Annotated in this window: 12 protein-coding genes; 8 read left to right on the top strand and 4 right to left on the bottom strand. The window is 61.1% G+C overall.

Going from position 1 to position 12,718, the window contains the following annotated elements:
- The first annotated feature begins 287 nt into the window (after nt 1-287).
- The 7 genes from SIC14_RS03755 (at nt 288) to SIC14_RS03725 (ending at nt 8,145) form a co-directional block, all read left to right on the top strand.
- Nucleotides 288-1,421: a substrate-binding domain-containing protein gene (locus SIC14_RS03755; RefSeq protein WP_412565816.1), complete on the top strand. Its 1,134-nt coding sequence runs from the start codon at nt 288-290 to the stop codon at nt 1,419-1,421.
- 72 nt (nt 1,422-1,493) lie between these two features.
- Nucleotides 1,494-2,258, top strand: a complete 765-nt coding sequence (locus SIC14_RS03750; RefSeq protein WP_412564495.1) for an ABC transporter ATP-binding protein — start codon at nt 1,494-1,496, stop codon at nt 2,256-2,258.
- Entirely contained in the window at nt 2,251-2,976 is a 726-nt protein-coding gene (locus SIC14_RS03745) for an ABC transporter ATP-binding protein (protein ID WP_412564494.1), read from the top strand. Before SIC14_RS03750 ends, SIC14_RS03745 begins: the two co-directional genes overlap by 8 nt.
- A 73-nt stretch (nt 2,977-3,049) precedes the next feature.
- Nucleotides 3,050-4,081 (top strand): branched-chain amino acid ABC transporter permease, encoded by a 1,032-nt coding sequence (locus SIC14_RS03740; RefSeq protein ID WP_412564493.1) that lies wholly within the window; start codon nt 3,050-3,052, stop codon nt 4,079-4,081.
- 1 nt (nt 4,082) lies between these two features.
- A complete protein-coding gene (locus SIC14_RS03735; RefSeq protein WP_412564492.1) occupies nt 4,083-5,138 on the top strand; it encodes a branched-chain amino acid ABC transporter permease in 1,056 nt (351 codons plus the stop codon).
- Between the two features lie 209 nt (nt 5,139-5,347).
- Nucleotides 5,348-6,370 carry an aspartate-semialdehyde dehydrogenase gene (locus SIC14_RS03730; protein ID WP_412564491.1) on the top strand — a complete coding sequence of 341 codons (1,023 nt, stop codon included), beginning with the start codon at nt 5,348-5,350 and terminating at the stop codon, nt 6,368-6,370.
- A 104-nt stretch (nt 6,371-6,474) separates the two neighbouring features.
- The gene (locus SIC14_RS03725; protein WP_412564490.1) at nt 6,475-8,145 is read left to right on the top strand and encodes a mucoidy inhibitor MuiA family protein; all 1,671 of its coding nucleotides are present in this window, start codon (nt 6,475-6,477) and stop codon (nt 8,143-8,145) included.
- Between the two features lie 6 nt (nt 8,146-8,151).
- Here SIC14_RS03725 and speB read toward each other — a convergent pair whose 3' ends face one another.
- The 4 genes from speB to SIC14_RS03705 all read right to left on the bottom strand — a co-directional run bounded on the left by speB (nt 8,152) and on the right by SIC14_RS03705 (nt 11,899).
- The gene (speB, locus tag SIC14_RS03720) at nt 8,152-9,126 is read right to left on the bottom strand and encodes an agmatinase (protein WP_412564489.1); all 975 of its coding nucleotides are present in this window, start codon (nt 9,124-9,126) and stop codon (nt 8,152-8,154) included.
- 18 nt (nt 9,127-9,144) lie between these two features.
- On the bottom strand, nt 9,145-9,996 hold the full coding sequence (locus SIC14_RS03715; RefSeq protein ID WP_412564488.1) for an NlpC/P60 family protein: 852 nt from the start codon (nt 9,994-9,996) through the stop codon (nt 9,145-9,147).
- Between the two features lie 21 nt (nt 9,997-10,017).
- On the bottom strand, nt 10,018-11,415 hold the full coding sequence (locus SIC14_RS03710) for a leucyl aminopeptidase family protein (RefSeq protein WP_412564487.1): 1,398 nt from the start codon (nt 11,413-11,415) through the stop codon (nt 10,018-10,020).
- A gap of 103 nt (nt 11,416-11,518) precedes the next feature.
- Nucleotides 11,519-11,899: a hypothetical protein gene (locus SIC14_RS03705; protein ID WP_412564486.1), complete on the bottom strand. Its 381-nt coding sequence runs from the start codon at nt 11,897-11,899 to the stop codon at nt 11,519-11,521.
- A 149-nt stretch (nt 11,900-12,048) separates the two neighbouring features.
- On the opposite strand from SIC14_RS03705, the gene SIC14_RS03700 reads away from it, so the two are divergent.
- Complete coding sequence (locus SIC14_RS03700) at nt 12,049-12,699, top strand: carbonic anhydrase (RefSeq protein WP_412564485.1); 651 nt, start codon at nt 12,049-12,051, stop codon at nt 12,697-12,699.
- The last annotated feature ends 19 nt before the right edge of the window (nt 12,700-12,718 follow it).

The raw sequence follows: 12,718 nt of genomic DNA, 5'->3' as shown, positions 1-12,718 counted from the left end.
GGGCGGCGCGTCAGGTGCCGCCTTTTGTCATCTAAATGCACCGTGCGCTGCGTGATAGAGTTATTAACACATTGCAATTAAATTGAAATTCTGGCCTGCGAGTCCAACCGTCACGCCGGGAAATCACCACCGCTGCCTTCCGCAAATACGGGTTTGCGAGTACGTGTTCCCTCGGATTGACGCTTCGTAGCGTGGGACCCTAGCATTGGATCAGACGGCACATTCGAACCGTTCTTGGGAGGAACATCGTGAAACGCATTCTGCTCACCGGGGTGATCTCGGCGGCTATGGCAACCACTGCACTGGCTGATATCAAAATTGCACATGTCTACGGCAAAACTGGCCCGTTTGAGGCCTATGCCAAACAGTCCCACGACGGGCTGATGCTGGGGCTGGAATATGCCACCGGCGGCACCATGGAAATCAACGGCGAAAAGATCGTTGTCATCGAAAAAGACACCCAGCTGAAGCCGGAAAACGGCAAGGCCCTGCTGGAAGAGGCCTATGGCGATGATGAGGTGGATCTGGCGATTGGGCCAGTGTCCTCGGGTGTGGCGCTGGCCATGTTGCCGGTTGCTGAAGAATACGAAAAGATCCTGATTGTTGAACCCGCGGTGGCCGACAGCATCACCGGATCGAACTGGAACCGCTACATTTTCCGCACCGGCCGCAACAGCTCGCAGGACGCCGTGGCCAACGCCATTGCGCTGGCGGGTGACAATGTGAAAATCGCCACACTGGCGCAGGACTACGCCTTTGGCCGTGACGGCATCTCGGCGTTCAAAGAGGCGCTGGACGGCACCGGCACCGCGATCGTGCACGAAGAATATGTGCCCACCGACACCACCGACTTCACCGCCGCGGCGGAGCGTATTTTCAATGCGATGAAGGATGAGGAAGGTGACAAGAAACTGTTCCTGATCTGGGCCGGTGGCGGCAACCCGATGGGCAAGCTGCAGGCGATGGATCCGAGCCGGTTCGGCATTGAAATTGCCACCGGCGGCAACATCCTTGCGGCGCTGTCTGCCTATAAGGAACTGCCGGGCATGGAAGGCGCGACCTACTACTATTATGAAAACCCGCAGAATGAGATCAACGACTGGCTGGTGAAAACCCACCAGGAGCGCTACGGCACCCCGCCGGATTTCTTCACCGCAGGGGGCATGGCCTCGGGTCTGGCCGTGGTTGAGGCGATCAAACGTGCTGGCAGCACCGACACCGAAGAGCTGATCTCGACGCTGGAAGGCATGGAGTGGGAGACCCCGAAAGGCACCATGATGTTCCGCGCCGAAGACCATCAGGCAATGCAGCCGATGTATCACTTCAAGATCAAGGTCGAAGACGGCGTTGACTGGGCGGTGCCGGAACTGGTGCGGGAAATCCCGATCAGCGAGCTGCCGATCCCGGTTCGCAACAAGTAAGCGACTGAAAACAAAAGGTTGCGGCGCTCGCTTCAGGGGGCCGCAACCTTTCTTTAGCTCAAGGACAATGTGATGAGCCGGGTGATCCTAGAGACCCACGACCTCACCGTGCGTTTTGGTGGCCATGTGGCAGTGGACCACGTCAGCTGCGCCTTCAAAACCGGTGAGCTGACCGCCATCGTCGGCCCCAACGGGGCTGGCAAAACCACCTACTTCAACCTGATTTCCGGTCAGATCCCCGCCAGCGCAGGCCGGGTCGAGCTGAACGGACGTGACATCACCCGCCTGTCGGTCTCGGACCGCTGCGCCCGTGGCATTGGCCGGGCGTTTCAGCTGACCAACCTGTTTCCAAACCTCAGCGTATTGGAAAACGTGCGGCTGGTGATCCAGTCGAAATCCAACGCCGGCTCCCGTCTGTTCACAATGGCCGAGAGCCTGAAACATGTGACCGCCCGGGCAGAGGAAATCCTCTATAAGGTCAAGCTGCACGATCTGGCCGATCAGGTGGTTTCGGCCCTGTCTCATGGCAACCAGCGCAAGCTGGAGGTGGCGATGCTGATCGCGCTGGATCCTGCGGTCTACATGTTTGACGAACCCACGGCCGGGATGAGCGTCGATGAAGCCCCCGTTGTGCTGGACCTGATCGCCGAGCTGAAGGCCGAGAAAGACCGCACCATCCTGCTGGTGGAACATAAAATGGACGTGATCCGCAGCCTCGCTGACCGGATCATCGTGCTGCACAACGGTGCCTTGGCGGCAGATGGCGATCCGGCGACGGTCATGGCCTCTGACGTGGTGCAGGAGGCCTATATGGGCAAGGAGTTGGAAGATGTCTGACCCGATCCTGACGCTGGAGGGCGTCTATACCGATATCGAGCAATATCACATCCTGCAGGGGGTGGATTTGCAGGTACCACGTGGCCAGGTGACAATGCTCTTGGGCCGCAACGGGGTGGGCAAGACCACAACCCTGCGCACCATCATGGGACACTGGCGAGCCAAAGCGGGCCAGATCTTGCTGGACGGGCAGGATATCACCGCATTGCCAACCCCGACCATTGCCAAACGTGGCGTTGGTTTTGTGCCGGAAAACATGGGGATCTTCAGTGACCTGACGGTGGAGGAAAACATGATCCTCGCTGCGGTGTCCGGCCCGATCGACGCGGCGCGGCTGGACTGGATCTTTGAGGCATTTCCACCACTCAAAACCTTCTGGCACTCCGATGCCGGCAACCTGTCGGGTGGACAGAAACAGATGTTGTCGATTGCGCGGGCTATGGTGGAAGAACGCCAGCTTTACCTGATCGACGAGCCGACCAAAGGCCTGGCGCCCGCCATCATCTCGACCATGGCACGGGCCTTGCGGGATCTGAAAAATCAGGGTGCGTCTATTCTGTTGGTCGAGCAGAACTTCAGCGTGGCCAAGGCGCTGGGCGACAGCTGTGTGGTGATGGACGACGGGCGGGTTAGCTGGTCAGGCGCCATGCGTGAGTTGAGTGAAAGCGCCGCGCTGCAAGAGCAACTGATGGGCCTCAGCATGGAGGCGCATCAATGATCCGGTGCATGATGCTGCGGCGGCAGGACGCCTTCGGCGAGAGTATTTTCAGCAAGATGAAAGGGCCAAGCGCATGACGGCAGCGCCTGAACACGCGCCGACTATGGCGCAGAAATCGCTGGTGGAGCGTATCGGCCCGTGGATGCCGGTATTGCTGGTGCCGCTGGTCATGCTGGCCGGACTGGTGCTGATCCCTGCGACCTCCAGCTGGTTGACCCTAACGGTGAGCGGCCTGGCGATGGGGATGATGATTTTCATTATGGCCAGCGGCATGACGCTGGTGTTCGGCCTGATGGATGTCATCAACTTTGGCCACGGGGTGTTTATCTCGGTCGGGGCCTTTGTTGGGGTGTCGGTGCTGCTGATGCTCAGCTCGATGACCGGCGCACCGTCTTTGGTTTTGAACCTCTTGGCGATGTTGATGGCCATTGTGGTGGCGTCAATCGCGACGGGGCTGCTGGGCTGGGGATTTGAGCGGGTGATTGTGAAGCCGGTCTATGGCGCGCATCTGAAACAGATCCTTGTCACCATGGGCGGGCTGATTGTGGTGGAGCAGCTGATCGTGGTGTTCTGGGGGCCGGAAGAAATCTACATCCTGCGTCCCGAAGCGTTGAAAGGCGCGGTGACTTTTGCCGGTGCCGCGCTGGAAAAATACCGGCTGGTGGCCGTTGGGGTTGGCCTTGGGCTGTTTCTGGCGATGCGCTACGTGCTGCGCCGGACCAAGATCGGGCTGATCGTGCGCGCCGGTGTGGAAAACGGGGAGATGGTTGAGGCCCTAGGCTACCGCCTACGCTTTGTGTTTGTCGGCGTGTTCATCGCCGGATCGGCGTTGGCGGGTCTGGGCGGCGTGATGTGGGGCCTCTACCAAGAGGTCATCACCGCCCATATGGGCCAACATCTGATGATCCTTATTTTCATTGTGGTGATCATCGGCGGGCTCGGCTCGGTCGAGGGCTGTTTCATCGGCGCACTGCTGGTGGGCTTGCTGCAGAACTATGTCGCCTTTCTGGAACCCAAGGCGGCACTGATTTCCAATATCGCGCTGATGGTGGCCATATTGATGTGGCGGCCGCAGGGCATGATCCCGGTAGTGAAGGCGAAGTAAGATGGTGATGACCCTTCTGTCGGGCGATGGCCCGCGTAGCAAAATTCTGGCCGTCATTCTGGCTGCGATCCTGATTTCCCTCGCCCTGGCGCCCTTCCTGTTTCCAGGCGTACGTTCTGTCGACACGGCGGCGCGGATCTGTGTCTTTATCCTGCTGGTGGCCTCTTATGATCTGATGCTGGGCTATGGCGGCATTGTTAGCTTTGCCCATACGATGTTCTTTGGCATGGGGGCCTATGGTGTGGCGCTGGCCTGTACCCATATGGAGCGTGGCTTTGGCGCTTTGGCTGTGGGCGCGGGTGCAGGGGCCCTGCTGGCGGCGGTGATTGCGCTGGTGATTGGGCTGTTCAGCCTGCGGGTGCGGGCGATCTTCTTTGCCATGATCACGCTGGCGGTGGCCTCAGCCGTGGCGGTGCTGGTCAGCCAGCTGTCCGGCTTGACCGGGGGCGAGGATGGGCTGACCTTCAAAACCCCGCGCGAGTTGACCCCGGCTTTCAAGTTTGGCGACCGGCTGTTTGGGGTGAAGCTGAATGGCAAGCTGCTGGCCTATTACCTTGTGTTCTTTGGCTCCTTCTTCCTGTTCCTTGTGTTGTTGCGGATTGTGAATTCACCTTTTGGCCGTGTTTTGCAGGCGATCCGGGAAAACGATTTCCGGACCGAGGCCATTGGCTACCGCGTGGTGCGCTACCGGACCGTGGCGACCTGTATCTCAGCGGTGGGCGCGGCCTTGGCGGGGGCGCTTTATGCCACGTGGCTGCGCTATGTTGGCCCGGATACCGCGCTGAGCTTTGATATCATGGTGGATATCCTGCTGATGGTGGTGATCGGCGGCATGGGCACCATGTATGGCGCGGTGATCGGGGCAACGCTTCTGGTGCTGGCGCAGAACTATCTGCAATCGCTGATGGGCGCGGCGGCCCATGCCACCGAGGGCCTGCCGATCCTGCCCGAGTTGCTGAGTGCCGAGCGCTGGCTGCTGTGGCTGGGGATCCTCTTTATCCTGAGCGTCTATTTCTTCCCCACAGGTGTAGTGGGACGGCTGCGGCAAGGACGCTGAAGCCTGTCCCTAGAGGTGCGGGCAGGGTGCCTCCGGCGGGGATATTTGGACCAAGAAGAAGGCACAGCGGGCGCGTCTTGCGGGGCAGGGCGCGCCTGATCTCTATATGTTTCGATACAATATAGTTGGCCGCGCTGCACCGAATCCCCTTTTTCCTTGGGGGTTGCTGCGCTAAGAGCGCTTTGTCCAAATCTATAGGAGTGAGCCAAATGGGCTACAAAATCGCCGTCGTTGGCGCCACGGGCAACGTGGGCCGCGAAATGCTGAACATCCTGGCCGAGCGCCAGTTCCCTGTTGACGAGATCGTTGCGCTGGCAAGCCGCAAATCTCAAGGCACCGAAGTAAGCTTCGGCGATACCACCCTGAAGACCAAAGACCTGGACACCTTTGACTTCACCGGTTGGGATATGGCGCTGTTTGCTGTTGGCTCTTCCGCAACCAAAGAATACGCGCCCAAAGCGGCCGCCGCGGGCTGTGTGGTGATCGATAATTCGTCGCTCTACCGCTATGACCCTGACATTCCGCTGATCGTGCCTGAGGTGAACCCGCAGGACGTGCACAAGTACAAGAACAAAAACATCATCGCGAACCCGAACTGTTCGACCGCGCAGATGGTGGTGGCGCTGAAGCCGCTGCATGACCGCGCCAAGATCAAACGGGTGGTGGTGTCGACATACCAGTCGGTTTCCGGTTCGGGCAAGGAAGCGATTGAGGAGCTGTGGAACCAGACCAAAGGCATGTATGTCCCCGGTCAGGAAGTGGATCCCAGCGTCTACACCAAACAGATCGCCTTCAACGTGATCCCGCATATTGACGTCTTTATGGACAGCGGTGACACCAAAGAAGAGTGGAAGATGGTCGCCGAGACCAAGAAGATTGTTGATCCCGCCATCAAGGTCACCGCGACCTGTGTGCGTGTGCCGGTCTTTGTGGGTCACTCGGAATCGGTGAACATCGAGTTTGAGGACTTCCTCGACGAAGACGAAGCCCGTGACATCCTGCGCGAAGCGCCCGGCATCATGGTGATCGATAAACGCGAAGACGGTGGCTACGTGACCCCGGTTGAGTGCGTCGGCGATTTCGCCACTTTCATCAGCCGCATCCGTCAGGACGTCACCGTTGAAAACGGTCTGAACCTGTGGTGCGTCAGCGACAACCTGCGCAAGGGCGCCGCCCTGAACGCGGTGCAGATCGCTGAACTCCTGGGCCGTGAGGTCCTGAAGAAGGGCTGATCCATCGGCTGAAAATGACCGGTTGAGGGCGTCCCACGGGGCGCCCTCTTGCGTTTGGCGGGGGGCGCGGCACAGATTGGGGGCGAATTATTAGGAGAGATTTCATGCGCCACTTCGCCTTTTTGTTGAGCACCGCTCTTGTTGCCCTGCCCGTGATGAGCGCCGCCGAGACCTTCCAGCTGCAGAGCCGGATTTCCGAGGTCATTGTCTACCCGCAAGGGGCCAAGGTCACGCGGGTGGCGGACTATGAGATCCCGGCAGGCAGCCATCAGCTGCGGGTGCTTGATCTGCCACAGAACATCTACCTGGAGCGGGTGCGCGCCAAATTGACTGGGGCCAGGTTGGGGGCGGTTTCTCTGCGCGATGATTTTGTGCCGCCGGTGGCACAGGCTGAGGATGCGGTGCGGGCTGCTGCTGAAGTGCGCCTTGAGGCGGCAGAAGAGGCGCTGGCACAGCACCGCGATGAGATCCGCAGCCTGCAACTGACCCGGGAAGCGGCGGAAACGGCGATTGGTTTTCTGCGTGGCTTGGGCGAAGGAGAGGCGCTGGAGGGTGCCGGTGCAGAAGAGCTGCGCCAGATTGCGCGGATGATGGGCGAAGAAACACTCGCCGCCCGCGAAGCGGTGCTGGCAGCGGAGGCAGAGATAAGACAGCTCAATCGCGAGTTGCCGGATCTGGAACAGGCTGTGAAAGCGGCGCAGCAGGCGCTTGTGGACCTGTCACCAAAGCCAGCCGCCGTGACGGCAGTGGATGTTTCCGCGCAGGCTGAGGGGCCGCAGAAGGGGCAGTTACGGGTCAGCTACTTCGTTGGGAATGCGGGCTGGCAGCCGGTGAATGATGCGTTTCTGGATCTGGAGGCGGCGCAACTGACGATTAAACGCGGTGCATTGGTGAAACAGGCCACCGGAGAAAATTGGGATCAGGTGGCATTGGTGCTGTCCACCAGCCAGCCCACTGGCAAGGTCGCACCAGCTGAGGTCGTCGCCGAGAGGCGCTGGCTTGAAGACCCAGAGCGGCGGCTGCTCCAGGGCGAGATCACATTCCATGAATCGGCACGTGCTGATGACACTGGAAATTTTGTCGTGCTCAAAAACGAAATTGCTAGTCCTGCATCACTTCGTTTGAGCTACTCCACAGCTCAAACCGAAATTTTGGCGGGCGGCTTGATTGTCACCTATGCTTATCCGCAGAAACTGAGCCTAGCCACTGGCGCCGACGCCGCCAAACTGGCGCTGGGATCGCTGGAGTTTACCCCCAATATTGCGGCAGAGGCGGTCCCACTTTATGACGGTTCTGCCTTCCTGACCGCGACATTCACTAATGACAGCGGTGAAGAAATTCTGCCCACCAACAACACCCAGCTGTTTCTGGACGGCGAATTTGTGGGCAGTGTTAATCAGCCTTTGCTAAGCTCCGGGGCTGAGGCGCGGCTGCCCTTTGGGCCCATTGAGGGGCTGCAATTGACCCGCGATGTCACCCGCAATCAGGGGGATCGGGGCATCCTCACGAAGTCGAACGAGCGGGTGGAAAACATCCGCATCGGGGTGGAGAACCTGACGGATCGGGCGTGGACTGTGCGTTTGGTGGACCGTGTGCCTTATGGGGAGCAAGAGGATCTGCAAATCACCTGGAACGCTCTGCCGGAACCGTCTGAGAAGAACGTGGATGGCAAACGAGGTGTGCTGGCCTGGACCTTTGAGCTGCCGGCGGGCAAGGACAAGACCATCAAGCTGGACCAGCGTCTCAGCTGGCCCGAGGAAATGGTGCTGCGCTAAGGCAGGTCAGCGCGCCATCTGGCACAGCAGTTCGAACATGATCGACACCCCCAGATAGGCCGTGGCCCCCGCCTGATCGAAGGGCGGGGAGACCTCCACCAGATCAGCGCCGATGATGTTGATACCGGTCAGTTCGCGCACAACCTGGAGCGCTTGGTATGAATTTGGCCCGCCCACCTCGGGCGTGCCGGTGCCGGGGGCGAAGATCGGGTCCACAAAATCGATGTCGTAAGAGACATAGGTTGGCGCGGCCTCGGGGCCGGTTCCGACAATCTCGCGCGCTTCGGCCATCACATCCGCAACGCCGCGGGCGTGAAACTCTTCAATCTCAATGATGCGGATGCCCACGCTTTCGGCAAAATCGCGGTCCTCGCGGTCATACATGGTGCCGCGAATGCCGATCTGCACCACCCGTTTTGGATCCAGCAGCCCCTCTTCGACGGCGCGGCGGAAGGGGGTGCCGTGGGTGTACATCGTGCCGCCAAAATAGGAATGGAACAGATCAGTATGGCTGTCGAAATGCACCATGCCCACCGGCCCTTTGCGCGCCAGCGCCCGCAGCACCGGCAGTGAGGTCAGGTGATCGCCCCCAGCCGTCAGCGGGGTGATGCCTGCCGCGAGCACCTTGTCATAAAACCCGGTGATCCGGTTCATACTGTCGGGGATATCTGCCGGGTTGATCGCCACATCCCCCAGATCGGCGCAGGCGCGTGCCTCAAACGGGCGTATGCGCGAGACCTGATGTTCCGCGCGGATCATGGTTGAGGCATCGCGCAGCTGCCGTGGCCCATGTCGCGGGCCGGGGCGGTTGGTGGTGCCACTGTCCCAAGGCACGCCGATCAGCCCGATCTCAACCTCCTGAAACCGCGTGTGTTCCGGTGGCACATGGGGCAGCCGCATGAAGCTGGGCACACCGGCAAAACGGGGCAGTTCAAACCCGGAAATGGGATGGAAAAACGGATCGCTTTGCGGCTGGCTCATGGGCGGGTCCTTCTGGAGTTAGGTGGTTTTGGGCGGACGTGGCAGACGTTTGTGGCTGGTGACGGGACCGTCACCGGCGGCGGCGATGCGGGTTATGGCGCGGTCCAGGTCCTCATAGGTGGTGGTCATGGTATGGGCATTGGCATGCAGAAGGCGGCTTTTGCTGACGACAAGAGCCACATGGCCTTGCCAGAACAGCAGGTCGCCCTTGCGGGGCTGGGTGCCTGCGGGCAGGGCGCGGCCCAGCTGCGCCTCTTGCTGGTCGCTGTCACCGGGGCAACGGATGCCGCAGGCCAGACAGGCCGCCTGCACCAGACCTGAGCAATCAATCCCCCAGACCGAGTTCCCCCCCCAGAGGTAGGGCACCCCCAGATAACGCTCCGCTGCCTTCACCACATCCTGGGCCTGTACCGTAATAGGTTCCAGATGCACCAAAGGGACAAAACCATCCGCCACCACAAGAAACCCATCCTCCTGCCCGCGGGCGTGGAGTGTTGTGCCAAGGCTCAGCCCCATGCGTTCATAGGATTTGAAGTTCGGTTCGGAATAGATGTGGCTGGCGCGGGCGGCCACGCGGTGGGTGGCAGGGCGGCGGTCCTCCAGATCGGTGGCGCGGACATAGCCGACGTAGCCGTCCCGACGGCATTGCACAAAACACCAGCCATCGCGGGTTTCATAACGGGTGACTTCCTCACCCAGCACCAATTGCCGTTCCCGCCGGCCATGTGGGGCATTCAACAGGTCGATTACTGGCCGCGCCACAACGCGGCGGTCGCCCTGCACGAACAGTGGCGCGTCGATCTGACCGCGCAGCGTTTCTGCGGCGACGCGGGCATTGGCGGGGATCAGGCGGCGGTCTTTGGTTGGCATCGGGGGCAGGTCCCGCATCGCTCAGAGGTCCAGAATATCCGGCAGCGCCGACAGGAGCGCCCGCGCCCCCATGCCAACCCCGCCCTTGGGGCGGCCCGGTGCCGGGCTGGGGTTCCAGCCGTAAACGTCGAAATGGGTGTAGTTCACCTCATTCCCTGCAAAGCGGCGCAGGAACAGCGCGGCGGTGATGGCACCGCCAAAGCCGCCTTTGGGCGCATTGTCGAGGTCCGCAATCCCCGGTTCGATCTGCGCCTCATAGGGATCCCAGAACGGCATCCGCCACAGCGGGTCCGCCACCTCTCCAGCCGCCTGCATCAGCTGATTTGCGGTTGTGTCATCGTCGCAGAAAAACGGGGCAAGATCTGCACCCACAGCGACCCGTGCAGCACCGGTCAGCGTGGCCATCGACAGCATCAGATCGGGTGCTTCTTCGGCCCCCAAAGCCAAAGCGTCCGCCAGCACCAAACGGCCCTCGGCATCCGTGTTGTTGATCTCCACACTCAACCCCTTGCGTGATGGCAGGATGTCACCGGGGCGGAAGCTGTTGCCGGCGACGGCGTTTTCAACGGCGGGGATCAGCACCCGCAGTTGCAGCGACAGGCCAAGGGCCATGATCATATGGGCCAGACCCAGCACCGTGGCCGCGCCGCCCATGTCCTTTTTCATCAACCCCATGCTGGCACCGGGTTTCAGGTTCAGGCCGCCAGTGTCAAAACAGACGCCCTTGCCCACGAGGGTCAGTTTCGGCCCCGTATCGCCCCAGCGCATATCGATCAGACGGGGGGCCTTGTCACTGGCGCGGCCGACGGTGTGGATCATCGGGAAGTTCTGTTCCAGCAGGTCGTCGCCGCGGATGACTTCGAAACGGGCCTTGTGGTCCTGTGCCAAAGCTTCGGCCGCCGCCTCCAGCGCGTCGGGGCCCATGTCGTTGGCAGGGGTGTTGATCAGGTCGCGGGTCAGAAATTCGCCTTTGGCAATGGCTTCGACCTTGGCGGCATCGACGCCCTCCGGTGCGACCAGCCGCACGGGCTTGGGTTTGGCACCGGCGTAGCGGTCAAAACCGTAGCCTGCCAGCAACCAGCCTAGCGCTTCTTGCTCGGCCTGTGCGGCTGGCAGGCCCGAGGCCACCTTATAGGCACCTTCGGGCAGGGCAGGGACCGCTGCGGCCAGATGGAACCGGCCCCGTTTGCGCTGTTTGACGGTGCCGTACCCGACCAGAACCTCTTCGACCGCGCCGCTGGCACCGGGGATCAATAGCACCTTGCCAAGGGCAGGGCGGTAGCCGGTGCCTCGCACCCAGGTCTGCACCCGCGCAGGCTGCCGGTCGATCCAGTCCTGAAGCGAATGATCCTCGACCAGATGCAGCGCAATCGGGGCATCGTCGGAGGTGGCAAAACGGGGGGAGCTGTCAGCGGACATGGCACGGCCTTTGTTCGGGTTTCCTTGCCCGCCAGCCTAGCCCCTCTGCCGCGACCCGCAAGGGGGTGTTTCGCCTTTGATCCCGCCAGCGTGGGGCGTCGCGTTAGACCGACAGGTCCTGCAAGTCCCAGATTTCGCTGAGCGACTGATCCCCGATCCGCATCAACCGCGCCAAGGTCGCGGCCAGCGCCACCGGATCGCCATGGTCCAATGCCTGCACCACATGGGCCGCGCCGGTGGCCAGTGACGTCATGCCAATCTGTTCAGCAATCGCGATGAGCGAACGCACCTGCTTGCGCAACGGGGCGATATCACCCGCCCGGTACAGCGCCTCGCAGCCCTGCAGCCGATGCGCCAGCTCTTCCATGGCGCGGCAAAGGATGTCTTCGGCCCCCGCATCGCCCAATTGTTCCACCAGCTGATCCAGCTGCCCGATGTCCAGCCGAATCCGCACCGGCGGTGACAAGATAATGACCTGTTCCACGTCTTTCCCCTATGTGGCCCCCACGGCTGTGCCAAGATGACACAAAAGCTGTTCCCAAAAGGTTGATGTGAACAATTGTATTCTGCTGAAAACGCGTTAAATGCAGGTCACTTTAATCTGGAATAGATCTAAACTCGCAAGGAGATGACATGGAACATGCCAAGCCCCTGCCCGGCTATCTGGTGCAACGCTATCAAGGTTGGAAAGCCACCGCGCATACCGGTAGCGAAAGCTGGTTTCAGCGACTGGGCACCGAGGCACAGCGCCCTCGCGCGCTGGTAATCTCCTGCTGTGACAGCCGGGTGCAGCCGACGGATCTGTTCGGCGCTGACCCGGGTGAGATCTTTGCCCACCGCAACATCGCCAACCTGGTGCCAGCCCACACCCATGAGGGTGGCCCGCATGGCACATCGGCGGCGCTGGAATATGGCATCACCGCGCTGAAAGTGTCGCATGTGGTTGTGATCGGCCACTCGGCCTGTGGTGGAGTCAAAGGTTGCCATGACATGTGCGCCGGTGATGCCCCCGCGCTGGAGGCGGAAACCTCGCATGTGGGCAAATGGATCGAAGCGCTGCGCCCGGCCTATGAAGCCACCAAAGACATCGCAGATGACGCGGCCCGCCTGACCGAGATGGAAAAGCGCGCGGTTGTCACCTCGCTCGACAACCTGATGACCTTCCCCTTTGTGAAAGCCGCCGTGGAAGCGGGCGATCTGACCCTGCACGGGCTGTGGTACAACATTGCCGAGGGCACGCTGGAAGAATACAGCGCCGAAAACGACGGGTTCGCCGCCCTGTGAGGCCTGCACCTGCGGGCGG

Source organism: Thalassobius sp. MITS945101, assembly GCF_047123305.1.
GTDB lineage: Bacteria > Pseudomonadota > Alphaproteobacteria > Rhodobacterales > Rhodobacteraceae > Thalassobius.
This window is presented reverse-complemented; position numbering and strand designations above follow the sequence as displayed.